Origin of the sequence: Pseudomonas sp. RIT-PI-AD, assembly GCF_025642785.1 — a bacterium.
Lineage (GTDB): Bacteria > Pseudomonadota > Gammaproteobacteria > Pseudomonadales > Pseudomonadaceae > Pseudomonas_T.
Map to the genome: position 1 here is coordinate 108,645 of NZ_JANZKU010000007.1, position 22,676 is coordinate 131,320.

Consider the following 22,676-nt stretch of genomic DNA (forward strand, 5'->3'; position numbering starts at 1 on the left):
GCGCGCCGGTCAGGCTCCTGTGAGCATAGCGTCCCGTGGCGCGCCGGCGCGATGGTGGGCGGTCAGGCTGAAGTAGAGGAAGCCGACCGCCATGAAGACCAGGAAGCCCCCCCCGATCAGCGTGTTGAACCAGGCCATGGCGACCAGGCAAACCAGGGCCAGCGCCAGGGCGATAGCCGGCACCAGCGGGTAGCCCGGGGCGCGGAAGCTGCGCTCCAGGCCGGGTTCGGTCTTCCGCAGGCGGAACAGGCTGAGCATGCTCATGATGTACATGACGATGGCGCCGAACACCGCCATGGTGATCATCGCCGCGGTGAGACTCATGCCGCCGAGGTTGATCAGGCCATCGCTGTAGATCGCCGCGATGCCGATCAGGCCGCCGGCGATGATCGCCCGGTGCGGGGTCTGGAAGCGCGAGAGCCGGGCCAGCCCGGGCGGCAGGTAGCCGGCGCGGGCCAGCGCGAAGAACTGCCGGGAATAGCCGAGAATGATGCCGTGGAAGCTGGCCACCAGGCCGAACAGGCCGATCCACACCAGCATGTGCAGCCAGCCGGAGCTGTCGCCGACCACCGCCTTCATCGCCTGGGGCAGCGGGTCGTTGATGTTCGCCAGCTCTCGCCAATCGCCCACCCCGCCGGCGAACAGCATCACCCCGAGCGCCAGGACCACCAGGGTGAGGATGCCGCTGATATAGGCCTTGGGAATGGTGCGCCGGGGGTCCTTGGCTTCCTCGGCGGCCATGGCCGCGCCTTCGATGGCGAGGAAGAACCAGATGGCGAAGGGGATCGCGGCGAATATCCCGGAAACCGCCGCGCCGCTGAGCACCTCGGAACCCGCCCAGCCGTTGGCCACGAAGTGGCTGAAGCTGAAACCGGGCGCTACCACGCCCATGAAGACCAGCAGTTCGGCCACGGCCAGGACACAGACGAAGAGTTCGAAGGTGGCGGCCAGTTTCACCCCGAGGATGTTCAGCGTCATGAACAGCAGGTAGGCGCCCACCGCCGCGTGCTTGGGATCGAGGCTGGGGAATTGCACGTTCAGGTAGGCGCCGATGGCCAGGGCGATGGCCGGCGGCGCGAAGACGAATTCGATCAGGGTGGCGAGACCGGCCACCAGCCCGCCTTTCTCGCCGAAGGCGCGCCGGCTGTAGGCGAAGGGTCCGCCGGCGTGGGGAATCGCGGTGGTCAGCTCGGTGAAGCTGAAGATGAAGCAGGTGTACATCGCCGCCACCAACGAAGTGGTGACCAGGAAACCCAGGGTCCCGGCGACGCCCCAGCCGTAGCTCCAGCCGAAGTATTCCCCGGAAATCACCAGGCCGACGGCGATGCCCCAGAGGTGCAAGGTGCCGAGTGTGGGTTTGAGTTGCGTATTCATGGAACCTCCGCCGATGAATGGGTGACGCGGGACGCTTGCAGTGGCCGTGCCAGGCCGACCACGACGAACCGGGGCCGCCGACTCGCCGCCCCTGGAGCCTAGCCCCGGCTCGCGGAAAGGGTATCCCCCGGCGCATAAGGGTGCGCCAGGAGCGGTCGCTGCACTGGCCTAGACCAGAACCCCGAGGCTTTTCCGGGCCGGATGCGCCATCCGGCGCGCGGCCCATCCGCAGCCACGCCGGCTTCCGCTACAATGCGCGCCGATTTCGACTTGCCCGAGAGCCGCCCATGCCCGCCTGTCAGACCCCGATCATCGTCGCCCTGGACTTTCCCACCCGCGAGGCCGCCCTCGCCCTCGCCGAGCGCCTGGACCCACGGCTGTGCCGGGTCAAGGTGGGCAAGGAGCTCTTCACCAGTTGCGCGGCCGGCATCATCGAGACCCTGAGGGCGAAGGGCTTCGAGGTGTTCCTCGACCTCAAATTCCACGACATCCCCAACACCACGGCGATGGCGGTGAAGGCCGCGGCCGAGATGGGCGTGTGGATGGTCAACGTGCACTGCTCCGGCGGCCTGCGGATGATGAGCGCCTGCCGCGAGACCCTGGACGCGCTCAACGGGCCGAAGCCGTTGTTGATCGGCGTGACCGTGCTGACCAGCATGGAACGCGACGACCTGGCCGGGATCGGCCTGGACGTCGATCCCCAGGAACAGGTGCTGCGCCTGGCCGCGCTCGCGGAAAGGGCCGGCATGGACGGCCTGGTGTGTTCGGCCCAGGAAGCCCCGGCCCTGAAAGTCGCGCACCCACGCCTGAGCCTGGTGACGCCGGGCATACGCCCGGCCGGCAGCGCCCTCGACGATCAACGGCGCATCCTCACCCCGCGCCAGGCGCTGGACGCCGGTTCGGATTACCTGGTCATCGGCCGGCCGATCAGCCAGGCGGCCGATCCGGCACAGGCGCTGGCGGCGATCGTCGCCGAACTGGCCTGACGCCGAACCTACCGTCGCCCCGCGAATGGGGCGACGGCCCCCTCTCGGATCAGCGAACCTTCAGGATCAGCTTGCCGAAGTTCTCCCCGGTGAACAGCTTGTTCAGGGTTTCCGGGAAATGCTCGAGCCCCTCGACGATGTGCTCCTTGCTTTTCAGTCGCCCGTCGGCCAGCCAGCCGCCCATCTCCCGCGCCGCATCGGCGAAGTGGGCGGCATGGTCCATCACCACGAAACCCTCCATGCGCGCGCGGTTGACCAGCAGCGCCAGGTAGTTGGCCGGGCCCTTCACGCTCTCCTCGTTGTTGTACTGGCTGATCGCGCCGCAGATCACCACGCGCGCCTTGAAGTTGAGCCGGGTGAGCACCGCATCGAGGATGTCGCCGCCGACGTTATCGAAGTAGACGTCGATGCCTTTCGGGCACTCGCGCTTGAGGGCGGCGGCGAGATCGCCCTGCTTGTAGTCGATGGCGGCGTCGAACCCCAGCTCCTCGGTGAGGAACCGGCACTTCTCGGCGCCCCCGGCGATTCCCACCACGCGGCACCCCTTGATCCGGGCGATCTGCCCGGCCACGCTGCCCACCGCCCCGGCCGCGCCGGAAATCACCACGGTTTCGCCCGCCTTCGGCGCGCCCACGTCCAGCAGGGCGAAATAGGCGGTCATGCCGGTCATGCCCAGGGCGGACAGGTAGAGCGGCAAGGGTGCGCGCAGCGGGTCGACCTTGTAGAAACCCTTGGGCTCGCCGAGGAAGTAGTCCTGCACGCCCAGCGCACCGTTGACGAAGTCGCCGACGGCGTAGTCCGGGTGCTGCGAGGCCAGCACCTTGCCGACCCCCAGCGCGCGCATGACCTCGCCGAGACCGACCGGGGCGATGTAGGACTTGCCTTCGTTCATCCAGCCGCGCATCGCCGGGTCCAGCGACAGGTAATGGTTTTCCACCAGGATCTGCCCCGGCCCGGGCTCGCCCAGGGGTTTCTCCTCGTAGGAAAAGGTGTCGCGGGTGGCGGGGCCGACAGGGCGCTGGGCCAGGAGGAAACGACGATTGAGGGATGTGGTCACGGGCAGGCTCTCCGAAAGTCAAACCCCTCTGATAGCCCTCCGCGCGGCCCAGGGCAAGTCTTGTCGCGCCGAAGAATGCGCGGTCATGGATTTGAATGATCCCCGCTGGATCAGCCCAGGCGATGATGTGCCCACCGCCCGCCTGATAGTGCTGCCCCGCCCCGCACGGATACTCCTAGACTGCACTGCGCCCGGCCACGGCGGTCATCGAGCGCTATCGAAATCGACAAGCGAGAGGAATCACAGATGGGCATGAGCTTTTCCGGGCGGGTCGCCCTGGTCACCGGCGCGGCCGCCGGCATCGGTCGGGCGACGGCATTGGCATTCGCGGACGAAGGCTTGCAGGTGGTGGTCGCCGACCTCGACGAGACGGGCGGCGAGGCCACGGTGCGCGCGATCCGCGAGAACGGCGGCGAGGCGTCGTTCGTGCGTTGCGACGTGACCCGCGACGCCGATGTCGCACACCTGCTCGCCACTACCCTCGACACCTACGGACGCCTGGATTACGCCTTCAACAACGCCGGCATCGAGATCGAGCGACATAAGCTGGCCGAAGGCAGCGAGGCGGAGTTCGACGCCATCATGGGCGTCAACGTCAAGGGCGTGTGGCTGTGCATGAAACACCAGATTCCCGCGTTGCTCGCCCAGGGCGGCGGCGCCATCGTCAACACCGCTTCGGTGGCCGGCCTGGGTGCGGCGCCGAAGATGAGCATCTACAGCGCCTCCAAGCACGCGGTGGTCGGCCTGACCAAGTCGGCGGCCATCGAGTACGCGAAGAAAGGCATCCGGGTCAACGCCGTGTGCCCGGCGGTGATCGACACCGACATGTTCCGCCGCGCCCACGAGGCCGACCCGCGCAAGGCCGACTTCGCCGCGGCCATGCACCCGGTGGGCCGCATCGGCAAGGTCGAGGAAATCGCCGCCGCGGTGCTCTACCTGTGCTGCGACGCCGCGGCCTTCACCACGGGCCATACCCTGGCGGTGGACGGCGGCGCCACCGCGATCTGAGGGGAAAAAAGGCGACAGTCGCCACGCTTTGAGCTTTGCTGAAGGAACCGCTGCGGGTGCAGCGCTCCTGGAGAGAACGGTCATGGGCGACGAGCCTCGCGAGAAGACGCCGACCTTTTGGCAAATGCTGCACAGCGTGGTGGCCGCCGCCTTCGGCGTGCAGAGCGGGAAGAATCGCGAACGCGATTTCACCCACGGCAAGCCCAGCCATTTCCTCCTGCTCGGCCTGCTGTTCACCTTGGTATTCATCGCGGTGTTGTTCGGGCTGGTGAAGCTGATCCTGCATTTCGCTGGCGTATGACCCAAGCGTGCCAGCCGGCAACCGCCCTCTTCCCGTTCGAGTGCGCTCGTCGAGACCGATCCCTGCGCGGCGCCAATGGCCACCGGAGGATTCCGGTGGCCATCGAGCCTGGCGTCGAACTACTGGTGACTGACCCAGAACACCGCCGTGGCCACGGCGATCAGGATCAGGATGAAGATGGCGCGCGCATCGACCAGGCTGTCGCGCTCGTGGATGTCGGTTTCGTCGTTCATGGCCTGCCTCTTCTTGTGATTGTCGGAAAGACCTGGGTTACGGCGGTCTTCCCGCAGTAAAGACCAGCCTCGGAACCGACTCAAGGAAACGCACGGGATAAGGGTTTCTTATCCCTTTATGATCTTTTCATATTCTGAAACATCACTTTTGCGCATAAACCCGAGCTGCTATCTTCGCCCGCTCCGTGATGGAGTGCGTGGCCGTGCGCGCCTATAAAGCAGTAATAGCCTGATAACAGGACACCTATGTACGTATACGACGAATACGATCAACGCATCGTCGAGGACCGCGTCAAGCAGTTCCGCGATCAGACCCGCCGCTACCTGACAGGCGAACTGTCGGGCGAGGAATTCCGTCCGCTGCGTCTGCAGAATGGCCTGTACATCCAACGCTATGCACCGATGCTCAGGGTCGCCGTGCCCTACGGGCTGCTCTCCTCCACCCAGGTGCGCAAACTGGCGCAGATCGCGCGCGACTACGACAAGGGCTACGCCCACATCAGCACCCGGCAGAACGTCCAGTTCAACTGGCCGGCCCTGGAAGACGTGCCGGAGATTCTCGCGGAACTGGCCATCGTGCAGATGCACGCGATTCAGACCAGCGGCAACTGCATCCGCAACACCACCACCGATCAGTTCGCCGGCGTCGCCAAGGACGAGCTGATCGACCCGCGCCCCTGGTGCGAGATCATCCGCCAGTGGTCCACCTTCCACCCCGAATTCGCCCACCTGCCGCGCAAGTTCAAGATCGCCGTGAACGGCTCCGCCCAGGATCGCGCAGCCATCGAGGTGCACGACATCGGCCTGGAGGCGGTATACGACGCCAACGGCGAGCTGGGCTTCCGGGTATCGGTGGGCGGCGGTTTGGGACGTACGCCGATCGTCGGCAGCTTCATCAACGCGTTCCTGCCCTGGCGTCACCTGCTGAGCTACCTGGAAGCCATCCTGCGCGTGTACAACCGCTATGGCCGCCGGGACAACAAGTACAAGGCGCGGATCAAGATCCTGGTCAAGGCGCTCACCCCCGAAGTCTTCGCCGAGCGCGTGCATGCCGAATGGGCGCACCTGAAGGACGGCCCGACCACCCTGACCGAGGCCGAGGTCGAGCGCGTATCCGCCCACTTCGTCGACCCGGCCTACAAGGACCTGGAAGACCAGGAAGCCGCCCTGCGCGCCCTGGAGGCCGAGCAGGCCGGTTTCGCCCGCTGGCGCCAGCGCAATGCCTTCGCCCACAAGAAACCCGGCTACGTGGCGGTGACCCTGTCGCTGAAACCCACCGGCGTGGCGCCGGGCGACGTCACCGACCGGCAGCTCGACGCCATCGCCGACCTGGCCGACCGCTACAGCTTCGGCGAGGTGCGCAACAGCCATAACCAGAACATCATCCTCGCCGACGTGGAGCAGGCGCAGTTGTTCAGCCTCTGGGGCGAATTGCGCGAGCTGGGTTTCGCCACGCCCAACGTGGGCCTGCTGACCGACATCATCTGCTGCCCCGGCGGCGACTTCTGCTCCCTGGCCAACGCCAAGTCGATTCCCATCGCCGAGGCCATCCAGCGCCGCTTCGACGACCTCGACTACCTGTTCGACATCGGCGACATCGACCTGAACATCTCCGGTTGCATGAACGCCTGCGGGCACCACCACGTCGGCCACATCGGCATCCTCGGGGTGGACAAGAAAGGCCAGGAGTTCTATCAGGTGTCCCTCGGCGGCAGCGCGGGCCGCGACGCCAGCCTGGCGCAGATCCTCGGGCCGTCCTTCGCCGAGGCGGACATGGCCGACGTGATCAGCAAGATCATCAGCCTGTACGTGGAACAACGCAGCGAAGACGAAAGCTTCCTCGACACCTATCGCCGTATCGGCATCGACCCGTTCAAGGAGCGCGTGTATGCAGCGAATCATTAAGAACGGCCAGGTCATCGACGAGACCTGGCACCTGCTGCCCAAGGACGCGACCCTGGAAGGCCTGAGCAATTGCGACGACCTCATCGTGCCCCTGGCGCTGTGGCGCGAACACGCCCACGCGCTGAAGGCCCGCGACGGCGGCCTGGGCGTCTGGCTGGACGCCGACGAAGAGATCGAGGAAATCGCCGACACCCTGGACAGCTTCCAGGTGATCGCCCTCAATTTTCCGGCATTCACCGATGGCCGTCACTCCTCCACCGCCTACCTGCTGCGCCAGCGCTATGGCTACAAGGGCGAAGTGCGCGCTATCGGCGACGTGCTGCGCGACCAGTTGTTCGCCCTGCGCCGCTGCGGTTTCGATGCCTTCGCCGTGCGCGAGGACCGCGACCCCTACGACGCGCTGAAGGCCTTCGAGGACTTTTCCGAGGTCTACCAGGCCTCCAGCGACCAGCCGCTGCCGCTGTTCCGTCGCCGCGCCTGAGCCGTGAGGGGCCGCCCCGGCGCGCCCCCGCTCCACGGCCGAATCGCCCCAACCGAACCCGAGCGTCCTCGCAGCCATCATGCCTTTCTCATGTGCCATCCCTTCCGGCACCGAGCACGCGAGCCTCGCAGCAGGTCCAAGCCAGCAAAGCTCCAGGCCCACCCGGTATCCGGCGACCGTGGCGCTGCCGCGGTGGTTGCGGCAGCTCCCTCGTCTCTGATCGGTACCGGGAAGCCTCCCGGGTGAAAGGCGCGCCGGCGTGGAAACCTGGAAAGCGCCCTGGCGCATCGGGCCGTTCGGCCCCCGTCCCTCGGCACGGCAGCGTCCAGCGGTTCGCCACTCACCTCGGTCGCCTGCGCTAGGCGTCGCCGAACAACCCCAGCCCCTTGCCCCTGACCACCGCCTGGGTGCGGCTGCGCACGTCGAGCTTGGCGAACAGCTTGTGCAGGTGCCATTTGATGGTGGCTTCGGAGAGGTGCACCACCTGGGCGATGTCGCGGTTCGACAGCCCGGCGGCCACCAGCCGCAGAATCTCCCGCTCGCGCGTGCTGAAATCCTGGCCGTCGTCCACGGTGACCGGATCAATGGACAGGCGACGGCACTGCTCGCGCAAGGTATCGACGAAGCCGCTCCAGGCCGTCGCCAACGCCGGTACGCTCTCCAGCCAGGCCTCCCACAGCGGCAACAGCCAAAGCGCGTCGTCGAGGAACAGGCGTCGATAGCCGCCCCGCCAGGCCTCCTCCAGGGTCGGTCGGAACAACGCGAAGGCCCGCTCATGCTGCCCCTGACGCCAGTAAGCCACCGCCAGCAGGAGGGACATGCGCAAGCGCCGATCGCGCTGGTACTCCGACGTCTGCCGGGCCAGACATTCCTCCAGGCAGGACTGAGCCTTCTCCGGGCGTCGCTGGCTCAAGGCGAGCCGAGCCTCGCTCAGGGCCACGGCGGTGTGCACATCCTGATAGCGGCCCTCGGGCAGGCCGGCCAGATGGTGCTGCAGGCGCTGGCAGGCGCGCTCCGCTTCACCAGTTCGCCGCAGCCAGAGCAGGAACTGCACCTTGCAATGCACGCCCAGGGCGAAGACCCGCTCGTAACCGGGCCCCTGGAGCTCTTCCAGCCAGGCGTCGAGCTGGGCCAGGGCGGCCTCGGTCTCGCCCGCGTAGAAACGCGCGCGATCGACCACCAGGCGCCCCCGGCCGATCAGTTCCATGGGCGTCGCGACGTCGCGCCGCGCGGTGGCGACCGGCAGCTCGGCGAGAATGCCGCGGTGGCGGTCGCGCTCGTAGAGCAGGTCGGCGTAGGTCAGCACCAACAGGCCACTGACCCGGCTCTGGCGACCGAACACGCGCGCGACCCGCACGCGCTCCGCCTCGACGATCACCTGGCTCCGCTCCAGGTCGCCGCCCTCCTTGCAGATCAGCGCCTCGACCAGGCTGGTGATCACGTTCATGTACTGGCTTTCGGCGAAAACCAGGTCGGCGCGGGTCCTGGCGATGGCCCGGGCGGCGTCGCAGAACGCGCCGCGCATGGCATAGGCCACCGCCTGCACGCAGGACAGGCTGGCGCGCAACCCCGGCTGGTGGTCGGGAACCTTGTCCAGCCATTCCGCCACCAGCGCCAGGCAAGCCTCCAGCTTGTCCTGGTACAGCAACACCAGCGCCTTGAGCACCTGGGCCACCGCCAGCAACTCGGCCAGGCCCATGTGCAGGGTTCGCCCGCAACCGCGCAGCAGGCAGCCGCTGATCTCCTCGATCAACGCCTCGGCCTCGGCGAATTTCTGCTCGAAGGCCAGTTGCCAGGCATAGAACAACTGGAACACCGGGCGTTCGCGGATCACTTCGGCGGGCACCGCCTTGAGCATCGCCAGGATGCCGTAGACCCGGTTGCCGGCGATGATCCTTGCGCCCTGGCGTTCCAGCAGTTCGGCGGCGAAGGCGTAGTCGCGTCCGCGCAGGGCGTACTTCACCGCCCGGTCCGGCAGGGCATGGGTGTCGCACCAGCGAGCCGCCGCGTGCAGCAGGGGCGCGCTGTCGGCCTCGCGGGTCAACCGGCCGAGCAGGAACTCGGCGAACAGGTGGTGGTAGCGGAACCACTGCCCCTGGCCATCCAGCGGGATCAGGAACAACTGCTCGCGTTGCAGGCGTTCGAGCATGTCCTGGCCGTCCTCGCGGCCGGTCAGGGCGTTGCAGAGCGCGGCGCAGAACTCGTCGAGCACCGACGTCTGTTCGAGGAAACGCAGCAGGGTCGGCGGCAGGCCGCTCAGGACGTCCTCCACCAGGTAGTCGGCGATGTTGCGCTCGGTGCCCGAGAGGCCGGCGAGAAACGCCGCGCGATCGGGATAGCGGGCCAGCGCCAGGCTGGCCAGGTGCAAGGCGGTGATCCACCCCTCGGTGCGCCCGTGGAGGAGATCGATGTCGGCATCCGCCAGGTCGAGGCCCTTGAGCACGCGCAGGTAACCTTCGGTCTCGCGTCGGCTCAGGCGCAGCTCCTCGGCTTGCAGCACGCAGGCGATGGCGGGATCGAACACCAGCCGGGGGCTGAACCGGGTGCTGGCGATCAGGTGCACGTTCGCCGGCAAGCGTTCGAGGAAATAGCGGATGCAGGTCTCCAGGTCCACATGACGCACCCGGTGGAAATCGTCGAACACCAGATGGATTTCGCCGGGCACGCGCCGCAATTCGGCGATGAAGGCATCCAGCACGGCCTCGACCGGCAGGCTGACGTCGCCTTGCAGGAGCATCTCGGTGTGGTGGCCGAAGCCCGGCAACACATCCTCGATCGCGGCCGCCACGTACTGCAGCATGCGCGCCGGCTCGCTGTCCTTTTCGTCGCAGGTGAGCCAGGCGACCTTCGCACCGTCCCGATGCAGGCGCTCGCGGAGTTGGCTCAAGGCGGTGCTCTTGCCGAACCCGGCGGGCGCGCTGAGCACTATCAGGCGTCGTCCACGGGCGGCGTACAACCGCTCGATCAGCGTCTCGCGGGGCAGCAGCGCCCGCCCGCGGTTGTCGGGCGGGAACAGCTTGGTACGCAGCAACGGGACGAAGCCGGAACGGCTCGGCGGGCTCATGCGAACAGACCCAGCTCACGGGCGCGGCGAATCGCCTGGGTACGGTTGCGCACCTTGAGTTTTTCGTAGGTGTTGTGCAGGTGCCACTTGACCGTGCCCAGGGCCACCGCCAAGTGCTGGCTGATCGCCTCGTTGGACAGGCCGCTGGCGGCCAGCCCGATCACTTCGCGCTCGCGTTCGGTGAGGCTTTCGTGGGAGTCGGTCGCGGACACCGTGCCCTGCCCCGGCCACAGGGCCAGGAGCTCGCGGATGAACCCCTGCAGGGCCGGCTGTCTTTCGAGCGCGTCGACCTGCTCCAGTAACTCGTGGATCGCCGGACCTTCCTCGACGAACAGGCTGCGCACGCCCTCCCGCTCGCCATCGACCAGGCAGGAACCCATCAGCCCGTGGGCACGCTCCTGGTAATCCAGGCGGTGGTAGCTGAGCGCCGCCAGCAGATCCAGGCGCAGGTGTTGCAGGCCGTGCCAGTCCACCCGCAGGGTGCCGCGCAACTGCGAGATGCCGTGCAGCGCCTCGCTGTGATGGCCACGGGCCTGTTGCAGGCGCACGTTGAGCAGGCCCCGGGTCCAGCGCACCGGATTGAAGCCGCGCCGCTCGTAGAGACCCGTCAACCGCTCCCAATCCACGTCCTTCAAACGCAGCTCCACGCGCTTGATGCGGTCGGCCGACGGCTCCTGGAGGATCATCGCCATTTCCTCGCCGAGGGCTTCCACGTAGAAGCGCCAGGCATGGTTGCGCGCGCTCAGCGCCTGCATCGCGTGCAAAGTGGCCAGGGCCTCCTGCGCATTGCCGCGAAGACGCTGGGTGCGCGCCAGGGCCAGCATGCCCTGGGCGTACAGGTCGATCGGGTTGATCAGGTCGACATGTTCCAGCGCCCAGCGCAGCTGTTCTTCCAGGCCGTCGAGGCGGCACTGGTGATACGCCAGCAACGACTCGGCGATGGTCGGCAGCGCCCGCGCCCGGGACTTTTCGCCGAAGCTGCCGATCAGCCCTTCCCGCAGGCGCATGAACAGCATGTGGGCCTGTTTGACGTGGCCCTGTTCCAGAACCATGAGCATTTCGACGTTACCCAGTTGCATGCCCAGGTAACGCCCTTCGAGCAGGTGGTTACGCTGGTGGGCCAGGGCCAGCAGGTGCCTGGCGCGCTCCGGGTGGACCATTACCACCTCGGCCAGCGCGCCGATCAGCAGCAGCGCGGTCTCGAGAAAGGGCGCATGGCGACCCAGCTGCGCCTCGGCCTTGCCGGCCAGGGTCACGCAGAGCTCGAGGTCGTCCTTCTGCAGGGCGATCATCGCTTTCACCGTCAACGCCGCCAGACGCCCCTCGCCCAGCGCGTCACGGGCGGGCCCCTGGCCCCAGCGGACGAGCAGTTCGTCGAGCAGGCGATTGGCTTCCGGCAGGCTCATTTCCGCGGCCTTGGTCCAGACATCCGCCAGCACCAGCACCGGGAAGCGCTTGGCAATCTCGTCCGGCACCCGCTGGCGCCAGCGATGGATGCGGGTCAACTGGCCCCGGTTGATCAGGTCCAGGCCGCTGCCGTCCACCAGGGCGGCCAGCATTTCCGGGTCCTCCGCCAGGCAGGCATGCTCGATCGCCAGGTCCTGCATGTGGTGGTTGGTGAACCACAGGCTGGCATTGAAGTGCAGTTGGGTGAAGCGTTCGGGGTCCTGCGCCTTCAGGCGGGCCCTGAGGAAATCGGCGAACAGCGGGTGGAAGCGATACCAGTGACGATCCCGGTCCAGGGGCAGGAGGAAAAGCTGTATCCGCTCCAGATGCTCCAGGAGCGCCTGGCCGTCCTCGCGCCCGGTGAGCGCGCTGGCCAGCTCGGCATTGAACTGGCTGGCCACCGCCAGGGCCAGCACGGCGTCCTGGAGTTGGCCGGGCAGGCGTTCGAACACGGTGCGCAGCAGGTAATCGCCCACCGCCGCCTGGTCGCCCAGTTGCTGCGCCAATTGCGCGCTCTCCTGCGGATGCTGGAGCAACCACAGCCGGGCTAGGTGGACGCCGGTGAACCAGCCCTCGGTCTGCGCGTGCAGCAGGGTCAGGGTGCGCTCGTCCAAGGGCAGACCGCCGAGGGCGAAGTACTCGCGGATCTCCTCCCGCTCCAGGCGCAACTCGTCCAGGCCTATCTCCAGCAGCCAATCCTTGGCCCTCAGGGTGGCCAGGTTGAGCGGCGGCTGCGAGCAACTGCCGACCGCCAGCACGAAGTTGGCGGGACCCAGCTTGACCAACCGGCCCAGGGCGGCCAACAGCTCCGGATGGGTGATCAGATGCAGGTCGTCGACCACCAGCAGGACCCGACGCGCCTGACGGGCGAAATCCGCCAGCAGGCTCTCGACCACGTCCTCGACAGTCACCGGCAGGGCGTTGCGCAGGGCGCACAGGCTGCCCTTGCCCAGGCCGGGCAACACGTCCGCCAGGGTCTCGATCAAGCGTTGGCAGAAGCGCAGGGGAAGGTCGTCCTCGGCGCTCAGGGGCAGCCAGGCCACCGCCTCTCCCGACTGGCAGCGGCGCTCGGCCAGATCGCGCAGCGCGGCGGTCTTGCCGAAGCCGGCGGGTGCGGCGAAGAGGATCAGGCGAGCGTGTGGCTGGGCCGCCAGGGCGGCCTGGACGCGGGGCCTCGGAAAATACTCGGACCGGGCTCGTTCGGGGGCGAAGGGTGCGTCCGGTGCATCGGCGGCGTTCGGCGAGGAGACTGCTTCCACGTCCTGTGTCCTTGTTCTAGTTGTTATCCCGGCTGCTCCCGGCCAGGTCTGTCCATACTAGTCAGCCAAGCGAGGTGGAGTAAACCGGGTAGCCGGCTCTAGGATGAACGGTGGTCGCGGTCTACAATCGGCCGCCGCGCCACTTGAACGTCCGCATGCCCACTTGTTCCCTACACGCCCTGCCCTATCGCGCCGATCCCGCCGTCTATTTCGCCGCGGTGCGCCACGCGCCGGGCGCGATCCTGTTGGACGCCGGGCGCCCCCTGGCGCAGCGCGGGCGCTACGACCTGATCAGCGCCTGGCCGCTGCAGGCGCTTTCGCCCGGGGAGGGCGAATCGGGCCAGGCCTACTTCGCGCGCCTGCGCACGGCGCTGGGCGCGCTGGGTATGGCCGAGGTTCCGCTCGACCTGCCGTTCGCCGGCGGCCTCATCGGCTACCTGTCCTATGACTTCGGTCGGCGCCTGGAACGCCTGCCGGCCCTGGCCGTGGACGACCTGCACCTGCCGGACGCCGCCCTCGGCCTCTACGCCTGGGCATTGATCAGCGATCACCAGGAAGCCCGCTGTCACCTGGTGTTCCACCCCAGCATGGCGAGCGCCGAGCGCCGACGCCTGATCGAGTGCTTCGAAAACCCGGCCGCGCCAGCCCCCGGCCCGGCGTTCCGATTGACGTCGGAGTTCGTCGCGGACCTCGATCCGCCCGCCTATCGCCATGCCATCCAGCGCATCCAGGGCTACATCCAGGCGGGCGATTGCTATCAGGTGAATTTCGCCCAGCGCTTCCAGGCCGGCTGCCAGGGCGATCCCTGGAGCGCCTACCAGGCACTGCGCGCCGCCTGCCCCACGCCCTTCTCCGCCTACCACAGGCTGGCTGACGGCGGCGCCTTGCTCAGCCTGTCGCCGGAGCGCTTTTTCCGTGTCAGTCGGGGACGCGTGGAAACCCGCCCGATCAAGGGCACCCGGCCCCGCCGCGTCGATGCCGCGGAAGACGCGGGCCAGGCCGCCGAGCTGCTCGGCAGCCCGAAGGACCGGGCGGAGAATGTGATGATCGTCGACCTGCTGCGCAACGACCTGGGCCGCACCTGCGCGATCGGCTCGGTGGCGGTGCCGGAGCTGTTCGCCCTGGAGTCCTACCCCAACGTCCATCACCTGGTCAGCGCCGTCACCGGGCAATTGGCGCCCGGCAAGGACGCCCTGGACCTGCTGGCCGGCGGCTTCCCCGGCGGCTCCATCACCGGCGCGCCGAAAATCCGCGCCATGCAGATCATCGACGAATTGGAAGCGACTCGCCGGGGGCCCTACTGCGGCTCGCTGCTCTACCTCGACGTGCGCGGAGAAATGGACAGCTCCATCGCCATCCGCAGCCTGCTGGTGAAAGAAGGCCGGGTGAGCTGCTGGGGCGGCGGGGGTATCGTCGCGGACTCCGACTGGCAGGCGGAATACCAGGAGTCGATCACCAAGGTGAAGGTGCTGCTGGAGACCCTGGAACGCCTCGGGCAGACGCCCTAGGGCGCCGCCGGAAGTACGGACGGCGCCGGATCGCGGCGCCGAAAGGGACGGCGCGACGGGCCGCCGGGCGGTTCAGAGACTCAGGCTGCGCGTCGAAGCCTTGAGGAACTCGCGCTTGAGGTCTTCGTAGGTATGCACCGCCGGGAACTGCGGAAACTCGCGGATCACGTTATCCGGCGCATGGAACAGGATGCCGGCGTGGGCCTCGGAGAGCATGCTGGTGTCGTTGTAGGAGTCGCCCGCGGCGATCACCCGATAGTAGAGGCTCTTGAACGCCAGCACCGACTGGCGCTTGGGGTCCTTCTGGCGCAATTGGTAATCCACCACGCGATCCTGCTCGTCGACGATCAGCTTGTGGCAGAGCAGGGTCGGAAAACCGAGCTGGCGCATCAGCGGCTGGGAGAACTCGTAGAAGGTGTCCGAGAGGATCACCACCTGGAAGCGCTCGCGCAGCCAATCGACGAACTCCACCGCGCCTTCCAGGGGCTTCAGGGTCGCGATCACCCGCTGGATATCGGCGAGCTTCAAACCCTGCTCGTCGAGGATCCGCAGGCGCTGTTTCATCAGCACGTCGTAGTCGGGAATGTCCCGGGTGGTGGCCTTCAGCGCATCGATGCCGGTTTGTTCGGCGAAAGCGATCCAGATTTCCGGAACCAGGACCCCTTCCAGGTCGAGACAGGCGATTTCCACGGGAGTCTCCCAAGGCTGTTTATCGAGGGCCGGCACTTTAGCAGCCCACCCGGACGAAGGCTATCGAGCCCGCGCCCGGTGGTTGCCGCCGGATCGCGCTGGTACCATCGCCCTTCTCCGCACCCGCCAACCGACAGGAGCCTGCCATGAGCCTCGATCTGGACACCCTCAACGCCGAACTCGGCCACGATGCCGAGAAGCTCGTGGAGTGGGCGCTGGGCCTGGGCAAGACGGCGATCTGCACCACCAACTTCCGCCCCTTCGAAGCGGTGATCCTGCACATGGTCAGCCGGGTCGAGCCGAAGATCCCGGTGATCTGGATGGACAGCGGCTATAACACCGACGCCACCTACCGCTGCGCGGACGAAATCTGCCGCAAGCTCGACCTGAATCTGAGCATCTACCTGCCGAAACGCTCGCGCGCCCACCGCGAAGCCGTGGAAGGCCCGACGCCGGCGCTGGACGATCCGCGCCACGCCGCCTTTACCGAAGAGGTCAAGCTCGAACCCTTCGCCCGCGCCCTGCGCGAGACCGCGCCCGAGGTGTGGTTCACCGCCCTGCGTGCCACCGACACCGCCGTGCGCGCGCAGATGCAGCCGATCAGCCTCAACCCGGACGGCCTGATCAAGGTCGCCCCGTTGCTGCATTGGTCATCGAAAGATCTCTACCAGTACCTGACGCGGTACGAACTCCCCAACGAGTTCGACTACTTCGACCCGACCAAGGGCGAAGACAACCGCGAATGCGGCTTGCACCTGAGCCACTGAGCCACGCGTCGCGCCATGAAAAAAGCCTCCTTGCGGAGGCTTTTTCGTTTTCGCTGGGGAGGGCTCAGTACACCGGCAGTTGCGCGCCCTCGAAGAGCTCTTCCAGTTCCGCCTTGTTGTGGCACTGGACAGCCTTGGCGAGCACGTCGCGATCGAGGTGCGGAGCGAATTTCTCGATGAAGTCGCACATGAAGCCGCGCAGGAAGGTGCCTCGGCGGAAGCCGATCTTGGTTACGCTCGACTCGAACAGATGGCTGGCATCCAGCGCGACCAGATCGTCGTCGAGCTTCTCGTCGACCGCCATGTGGGCGACGATGCCGACGCCCAGACCGAGGCGCACGTAGGTCTTGATCACGTCGGCGTCGGCGGCGGTGAACACCACCTTCGGCACCAGCCCGCGCTGGCTGAAGGCTTCGTCCAGCTTGGAACGCCCGGTGAAGCCGAATACGTAGGTGACGATGGGATTTTCCGCCAGCGCCTCCAGGGTCAGCTTGCCCAGTTTGGTCAGCGGATGGCCGTGGGGCACGATCACGCAACGATTCCAGCGATAGCAGGGCATCATGATCAGGTCGCCGAACAGCTCCAATCCCTCGGTGGCGATGGCGAAGTCCACGGTGCCGTCGGCGGCCATTTCGGCGATCTGCATCGGCGTGCCCTGGTGCATGTGCAGGGCCACGTCGGGGTATTGCTTGATGAAGCCGCTGATGACGTTCGGCAGCGCGTAGCGGGCCTGGGTATGGGTCGTCGCGATGGACAGGGTGCCCTTCTTCTCGTTGGAAAATTCCTGGGCGATCTGCTTGATGCTTTCCACCTTGCGCAGGATTTCCCCCGCGGTGGTGATGATGCGCTCTCCCGCGGGCGTCACCCGGGTCAGGTGCTTGCCGCTGCGGGCGAAGACTTCGACGCCCAGTTCATCCTCGAGCAGGCGGATCTGCTTGCTGATGCCGGGCTGGGACGTATAGAGGCTTTGCGCCGTGGCCGAGACGTTGAGATCGTGGTGCGCGACTTCCCAGATGTAGCGCAATTGCTGAAGCTTCATAGATTCCCCTCAAAGCAGAGACAACGCCTACAGGTGCCGACCGACGTATATAACCATAATAATGGTTTCGAATGACAATCTAGACCTTTTATTTTGCTTATCCCAGCCGGATTCAAATCCTGCAATGGAGTCGTCCCGACGAATCGGGCGTTCCACTAGAAGTCGCCACGGCCCCGGTGCTGCAACATCGGCACCAGATACACCGGCACCTCGGAGAGCTGCACCAGCCGCACCGCGGTGCGCCCCAGGGGCGTATCCAGCGGGGCTCCGTGGCTGTGACTGCCTACGACCAGCAAATCCACCGCGAGTTTCTGGGCCTCGTCCAGGATCACCTGGGCCGGATCGCCCTGCAGGACCCGCACCGCCCGGATCAGTTGGGTGTCCTGCTGGGCCTCGCCCAACTCGTCGCGAAAGCCCTCCAGTACGCGTTGCTCGATGCTCCCCATCACCCGGGAAAGGCCATGGCTGCGCAGTTCCTTGAGCGTGCCCTCGTCCAGGTAGGTCTGCAGTACGGACTCGGCGAACAGGCCCAGGGGTTCGACCGCGTGTACCACATAGAGCTCGGCGTTGAAGGTGCGTGTGAGCGTCAGGGCGTGCTGCAGAACATAGGGCGCGTAGAGTCCAAGGTCGGTGGCGTAGAGAATCGAACGGATCATGCGGCCTCCTCGACTGCCTGACTGGCGGGCCTTCTCAGAGCTTAGGTTCTACAGGAAAGCCCGTCGAGCGAGGTGACGCCGGTCAATCGGCTCGAAGGCAGCAGCACTCTCGACGGTCCAGGGCCGACCGGCTGGAGTCCGCGACGGTCCCTGCAGCTCGGTGGGGCCTCTCGCTTCCACCGATGCCCGGATTCATTCGGCGAGCGGCGCGCGTGACCGTGCGTCGAGGAAGCGCAGGGCCTGATACAAGGCCCGGGCCTTGGGCATGTCGCATCCCGCGCGTGCCGCGGCGGCCAGCGGTGCCTCATAGAGAGCGGGAAGCTCGAGCGGTCGCTGCAGGGCGAAGTCGTGATACATGCTGGGCAAGTAGTCGGGCATGCGCTCGGTGGCGGCTATCAGCTTGCCGGCGTATCCCTGGGGCAACGCCTGACCGCAGGCACCGGCGGCCCGTACCACCTCTTCCATCAGGTCCTCGACCAGCGCGCGACTATGGGCATCCGCCATCAGGGCCGCGGTCCCGCTGCCGAGCAATACCGAGAGCCCGTTGTAGGGCAGGTTCCACACCAGTTTCTGCCAACGCGCCTGATGCAGGTCGGCCATGGCGGTGGAGTCCAGCCCGCGGCGCGGAACAGCGCGGCGCCCTCCTCCACCAGCGCCTGCCGCGAAGCATCATCGAGCGCCGGCCCGGAATGGTAGGCGAGGTTCACCGCGCCCAGCGCCTGATGCTCGATCACGCCAGGCGCGCGGCGCTGGACGCAGATGAAGCACAATCCGCCCAACAGGTGCAGCGAAGGCGGCAAATGCGGGCGCAGCGCGTCCTCTACCCCCAGGCCATTCTGCATCAGCACAACTTTCGCGCCATTCGCCGCCACGCGCAGGATCGAAGGGACGAGCTCGGCGTTGGCGGTGGTTTTGGTCCCGACCAGCAGCCAATCACAGGCAGGCATCTGCGCCGCGTCGCGATAGACCTGGGCCGGCTGCAGAACGCGCGGGCCATGCACGGCACTGTCGATCCGGAAACCCCGTTCGCGCACCTCGTCATACTCGCTGCGCAACAAGAAGTGCAGGTCGAATCCCGCGTTCGCCAGCATTACGCCGTAGAACCCGCCGATGGCGCCACTGCCCAGGATACCGATACGCGGCGTGGTCTTCGTCTCCATCAGGGAAGCTCCTCGGCGGTTCCTTGCAAGGCCGCCGCCAGATTGTGGATGAGAGAGGCCTCTTGCAATTCCATGGGCAGGGCGCCGAGGAAGCGACCTTCGCGGACCAGGAACAGAGCCGGTAGCTGGAGCACCTCGTAACGCTCCACCAGACCGCCGTTGTCCCCGGCGTCGATCCAGCAGAGGCGCTGCACCGGCAAGCGTAAACGTGGCAACACTTGCCTCGCCCAGCGGCAACGGCTGCATCCCTGGCTGGTGAAAACCACCAGGGAAACGCCGCGCCAGTCCAATAGACGCCGATCCGCGTCGAAATCGCTCAGTTCGAAGCCGGGGACGGAGTCCATGGCGACGAGGTCAGCGATGACGCCGGTTTCGCGTGTAGGTATCGCCATGGTCAGGAGAATATCCGTCGGGCCGCTGGAGGGGCCTTCACCCTGGCCCTGTAGGCACCAGAGGATCGGCGAAGCGGCGTTCGCACGCAAGGCACGGTGGGTCGCTCGCCGGTCATGGGCATGGAGGATGGTCAAGGCGACACAGGACTCCAGTGTCCGGTTGGGCCAGACAGGCCCCGAAAGGAATGCCCGCACCATCGGCCAGCGGATCCGACCGGATGAAACGCCTGATTGGAGCGGAGTAAAAGCCTTTCGCCATTGTCGAGGCGCCCCCTAACGCGCTAAGGTTCCGCTCCCGTTGCGCCTAAAATCGCTGCCCTCCGCTGCACGGGTTCAGGCAGGCGGCCGGCACCCCGTGACTGACGAGTGAACGATGGCTGATTTACCGATCGACGACCTTAACGTTGCCTCCAACGAGACCCTGATCACGCCGGAGCAACTGAAACGCGAGATTCCGCTGACCGAGACCGCCCTGCGCACCGTGGTGAACGGACGCCAGGTGATTCGCGACATCCTGGACGGCAGGGATCATCGTCTGTTCGTGGTGGTGGGCCCCTGCTCCATCCACGACATCAAGGCCGCCCACGAGTACGCCGCGCGCCTCAAGAACTTGGCCGCCGAGGTGGCGGACAGCCTGTTCCTGGTGATGCGCGTGTACTTCGAAAAACCGCGGACCACCGTCGGCTGGAAAGGTCTGATCAACGATCCCTACCTCGACGACTCGTTCAAGATCCAGGATGGCTTGCACATCGGGCGGCAACTGCTACGCGACCTGGCGGACATGGGCCTGCCCACCGCCACCGAAGCGCTGGATCCGATTTCCCCGCAATACCTGCAGGACCTGATCAGTTGGTCGGCCATCGGCGCACGCACCACCGAATCCCAGACCCATCGGGAGATGGCTTCCGGGCTGTCCTCCGCGGTCGGTTTCAAGAACGGCACCGACGGCAGCCTGACCGTGGCGATCAACGCCTTGCAGTCGGTCTCCAGCCCGCACCGGTTCCTCGGCATCAACCAGGAAGGCGGCGTGTCCATCGTCACCACCAAGGGCAACCCCTACGGGCATGTGGTCCTGCGCGGCGGCAACGGCAAGCCGAACTACGACTCGGTGAGCGTGGCGATCTGCGAGCAGGAATTGAACAAGGCACGCATTCCCCTGAACATCATGGTGGATTGCAGCCACGCCAACTCCAACAAGGATCCCGCCCTGCAGCCGCTGGTGATGGACAACGTCGCCAACCAGATCCTCGAAGGCAACAATTCCATCGTCGGCCTGATGGTGGAAAGCCATCTGGGCTGGGGCAGTCAGTCGATACCGAAGGACCTGGGCGACCTGAAATACGGCGTGTCGATCACCGATGCCTGCATCGATTGGGCGAGCACCGAGAAGACCCTGCGAGGCATGCACGCGAAGCTGAAAGACGTATTGCCGAAGCGCCAGCGCGGCTGAACGTCGGCCGGCGGTCGAGATAACGAAAAACGCCGGGCTTGCCCGGCGTTTTCATGCATGAAACACGGAATCAGGCACCCTTCGCCTGGCCCTCGCGACGCTCCATGTAGCGTTCTACGTAAGAGCACGAGGGGATGACGGTATAGCCCCGTTGCTCGGCGTATTTCAGCGCGGTTTCCGTGAGAGCCGCGGCGATCCCGCGGCCGCGCAGCTCGTTGGGAACGAAGGTGCGGTAGATGTCCAGCGTCTGCTTGCCCAGGTCCATATAAGCCAGATAAGCCCGGTAACCGTCCACGGTGGTCTCGAACTGGTGACCCGCCTGGTCATGGTGAATGGACATCGCCTCGCTCATCTTCGCTCCTAATGGGCCTATAACATGACCCTTACTTTGTTGATCTTTTCCAAGCGGAGAAACGTCTCCGCCGAACCCGTGCCCATTTGGACACTGATGAAAGCTTTGCCGTTCTGCACCTTGCGCAGGATGCCTTGATAATAGGCGCCATCATAGGTGATGAACTGCAGGCGTTTCCCCGCATATTGCGGCAAATCCGTCACTTTGACGAATTCATATTGCGCAGAGGCACGTGGCGCCTCCTTGGGCTGTTGTTCCGAGGTGATCATTTCCGTGGCGCCATAGGTCTTGGCCTGGTTCGGATCGAACCATTCGAACCCGACCGACTGAACCACCTCGCGGTTGACCATCACCTGGGGATGCAGCATGGCGACCACATCCTTCGCCTGGTAGAACTCCAGCCCCTGCCAGCTCATGCTCTCGCTCGGAGCGAATTCCACCCGCAGCGACTGCGGATCTTTCAGATAACGCCCATAGGCCTGCAGCAAAGCCGGCTCCAACGCGATCCTCTGGCTGCGCATGACCCGGTCGAATTGATCGATGGCGGTTTGCAGATAGACCTCGGCGCTCTGTCGCAGCCTGCCTGCACAGAGGGCCTGTACCTTGCGCTGGTACTGGTTGTCGTTCATTTCGAACAGGATGTGGGTCACCCGGGGCGGATTGACGATGAGGTCGCCCGGCTTGTCCGACATGTTGGCCAGCGACAGCGCCAGCTTCAGCACTCCTGTATCCCGTGTGTCGGCGCTCAGGTCGAGAACCAGTTGGTTGGCGCCCGGCACGAAGCGATAGGACAATTCCGCATCGGTTTCGAAGGTGCGGTAACCCATTTCGAGCAATTCGTCCGTACCGATGTGGCGTACCTTGCCGCAGGCGACCTCGCTCATCGCCGTGAACAGGCTGCGGGGCGCGGGCTGATCGTAGAGTTGGCGCATGAAAGGCCCATGCACTTGCAGGGCGATGCCCTTGAGGCTCAGGGCCAACTGCTTGGGAAATGAACCCTCGGCCAGGCTTTCCTTGAACCGGAGCAGGTCGCCGAGCCCCTTGAAGCGCAGTTCGGCGTGCTCGATGGTCACCGAGTCACCCGCCCTGGGGACCTGGACCTTCAGTTTCTCCAGGCCGACCCGCCCATCGAACGAGGACGTGATGCCGCCGTAGCTGATGTCCATGATCGGCGCCAGACGCACGATGGCGTCGTTCATGATCGAGCGAACGGAAAGCCAGAGCGACAACTTGATGATCAGCGCGATCAACAGGGCGGCCACTACGGCCCATTTCAGCAGTTTGGACATCGGCGGGTTTTCCTGGCGCGGGCGAGAAAAGAAGCGTTGGGAAGGCGGCTTGCCCGATGGGCAATATGAAAAGGTCGCGCATTATAGTTGAAACCAATGCGCGGCTTTAATGTCGTGCCCGCCCGGAAGGAAGTTGATCAAAGAACAGTCAAGTCGAGCCGTTTTCATCCGGCTGGTTTGGCGTTATGTTCGCAAGTGCCGGGGAATCCAGAAAAAATTCCTCCCGGTTGCACGCAGTGAGTTTACTTACTACAGGTTA

General features: G+C 65.9%; 18 protein-coding genes and 1 pseudogene. 8 read left to right on the forward strand and 11 right to left on the reverse strand.

Annotated elements, in window-relative coordinates; all coding sequences use genetic code 11:
* Positions 1-9 precede the first annotated feature (9 nt).
* Positions 10-1,374: an ethanolamine permease gene (gene eat / locus OGL92_RS08685; protein WP_263142786.1), complete on the reverse strand. Its 1,365-nt coding sequence runs from the start codon at positions 1,372-1,374 to the stop codon at positions 10-12.
* A 287-nt stretch (positions 1,375-1,661) separates the two neighbouring features.
* Between eat and pyrF the strand changes: the two genes are divergently transcribed.
* Complete coding sequence (gene pyrF / locus OGL92_RS08690; protein WP_263142789.1) at positions 1,662-2,360, forward strand: orotidine-5'-phosphate decarboxylase; 699 nt, start codon at positions 1,662-1,664, stop codon at positions 2,358-2,360.
* Between the two features lie 49 nt (positions 2,361-2,409).
* Here pyrF and OGL92_RS08695 read toward each other — a convergent pair whose 3' ends face one another.
* Positions 2,410-3,417, reverse strand: coding sequence for an NADP-dependent oxidoreductase (locus OGL92_RS08695; protein WP_263142791.1), 1,008 nt, complete (start codon positions 3,415-3,417; stop codon positions 2,410-2,412).
* Between the two features lie 246 nt (positions 3,418-3,663).
* Here OGL92_RS08695 and OGL92_RS08700 point away from each other — a divergent pair, with 246 nt between their 5' ends.
* The 4 genes from OGL92_RS08700 to OGL92_RS08715 all read left to right on the forward strand — a co-directional run bounded on the left by OGL92_RS08700 (position 3,664) and on the right by OGL92_RS08715 (position 7,345).
* Positions 3,664-4,425 (forward strand): SDR family oxidoreductase, encoded by a 762-nt coding sequence (locus OGL92_RS08700; protein ID WP_263142793.1) that lies wholly within the window; start codon positions 3,664-3,666, stop codon positions 4,423-4,425.
* A gap of 82 nt (positions 4,426-4,507) precedes the next feature.
* Positions 4,508-4,726 carry a DUF2970 domain-containing protein gene (locus tag OGL92_RS08705; protein WP_263142795.1) on the forward strand — a complete coding sequence of 73 codons (219 nt, stop codon included), beginning with the start codon at positions 4,508-4,510 and terminating at the stop codon, positions 4,724-4,726.
* 479 nt (positions 4,727-5,205) lie between these two features.
* Positions 5,206-6,864 (forward strand): nitrite/sulfite reductase, encoded by a 1,659-nt coding sequence (locus OGL92_RS08710; RefSeq protein ID WP_263142796.1) that lies wholly within the window; start codon positions 5,206-5,208, stop codon positions 6,862-6,864.
* Positions 6,848-7,345 carry a DUF934 domain-containing protein gene (locus OGL92_RS08715; RefSeq protein WP_263142798.1) on the forward strand — a complete coding sequence of 166 codons (498 nt, stop codon included), beginning with the start codon at positions 6,848-6,850 and terminating at the stop codon, positions 7,343-7,345. The genes OGL92_RS08710 and OGL92_RS08715 overlap by 17 nt, the downstream gene beginning before the upstream one ends.
* A 358-nt stretch (positions 7,346-7,703) precedes the next feature.
* Here the strand turns inward: OGL92_RS08715 and OGL92_RS08720 are convergent, their stop codons facing one another.
* Positions 7,704-10,409, reverse strand: a complete 2,706-nt coding sequence (locus OGL92_RS08720; RefSeq protein ID WP_263142802.1) for a LuxR C-terminal-related transcriptional regulator — start codon at positions 10,407-10,409, stop codon at positions 7,704-7,706.
* Positions 10,406-13,009 (reverse strand): LuxR C-terminal-related transcriptional regulator, encoded by a 2,604-nt coding sequence (locus OGL92_RS08725; protein ID WP_263142994.1) that lies wholly within the window; start codon positions 13,007-13,009, stop codon positions 10,406-10,408. The genes OGL92_RS08720 and OGL92_RS08725 overlap by 4 nt, the downstream gene beginning before the upstream one ends.
* A gap of 260 nt (positions 13,010-13,269) precedes the next feature.
* Between OGL92_RS08725 and pabB the strand changes: the two genes are divergently transcribed.
* Positions 13,270-14,622, forward strand: a complete 1,353-nt coding sequence (gene pabB / locus OGL92_RS08730; RefSeq protein ID WP_263142807.1) for an aminodeoxychorismate synthase component I — start codon at positions 13,270-13,272, stop codon at positions 14,620-14,622.
* 72 nt (positions 14,623-14,694) lie between these two features.
* Here the strand turns inward: pabB and thrH are convergent, their stop codons facing one another.
* Positions 14,695-15,312, reverse strand: a complete 618-nt coding sequence (thrH, locus tag OGL92_RS08735) for a bifunctional phosphoserine phosphatase/homoserine phosphotransferase ThrH (protein WP_263142808.1) — start codon at positions 15,310-15,312, stop codon at positions 14,695-14,697.
* Positions 15,313-15,458: 146 nt separating this feature from the next.
* Here thrH and OGL92_RS08740 point away from each other — a divergent pair, with 146 nt between their 5' ends.
* Positions 15,459-16,079, forward strand: a complete 621-nt coding sequence (locus OGL92_RS08740) for a phosphoadenosine phosphosulfate reductase family protein (protein WP_263142809.1) — start codon at positions 15,459-15,461, stop codon at positions 16,077-16,079.
* Positions 16,080-16,143: 64 nt separating this feature from the next.
* Here the strand turns inward: OGL92_RS08740 and cysB are convergent, their stop codons facing one another.
* From cysB to OGL92_RS08760, 4 genes and pseudogenes are all read right to left on the reverse strand, one after another.
* A complete protein-coding gene (gene cysB, locus OGL92_RS08745) occupies positions 16,144-17,118 on the reverse strand; it encodes an HTH-type transcriptional regulator CysB (RefSeq protein WP_263142812.1) in 975 nt (324 codons plus the stop codon).
* Between the two features lie 155 nt (positions 17,119-17,273).
* Entirely contained in the window at positions 17,274-17,774 is a 501-nt protein-coding gene (locus tag OGL92_RS08750) for a universal stress protein (RefSeq protein WP_263142814.1), read from the reverse strand.
* Positions 17,775-17,966: 192 nt separating this feature from the next.
* A pseudogene (locus tag OGL92_RS08755) lies at positions 17,967-18,934 on the reverse strand (putative 2-dehydropantoate 2-reductase).
* On the reverse strand, positions 18,934-19,278 hold the full coding sequence (locus OGL92_RS08760) for a thioredoxin family protein (protein WP_263142997.1): 345 nt from the start codon (positions 19,276-19,278) through the stop codon (positions 18,934-18,936). Before OGL92_RS08760 ends, OGL92_RS08755 begins: the two are co-directional and overlap by 1 nt.
* A 421-nt stretch (positions 19,279-19,699) precedes the next feature.
* Between OGL92_RS08760 and OGL92_RS08765 the strand changes: the two genes are divergently transcribed.
* Positions 19,700-20,776 (forward strand): 3-deoxy-7-phosphoheptulonate synthase, encoded by a 1,077-nt coding sequence (locus OGL92_RS08765; RefSeq protein ID WP_263142815.1) that lies wholly within the window; start codon positions 19,700-19,702, stop codon positions 20,774-20,776.
* Between the two features lie 70 nt (positions 20,777-20,846).
* Here the strand turns inward: OGL92_RS08765 and OGL92_RS08770 are convergent, their stop codons facing one another.
* Positions 20,847-21,128 (reverse strand): GNAT family N-acetyltransferase, encoded by a 282-nt coding sequence (locus OGL92_RS08770; RefSeq protein WP_263142817.1) that lies wholly within the window; start codon positions 21,126-21,128, stop codon positions 20,847-20,849.
* 17 nt (positions 21,129-21,145) lie between these two features.
* Entirely contained in the window at positions 21,146-22,417 is a 1,272-nt protein-coding gene (locus tag OGL92_RS08775; protein ID WP_263142819.1) for a hypothetical protein, read from the reverse strand.
* Between the last annotated feature and the right edge of the window lie 259 nt (positions 22,418-22,676).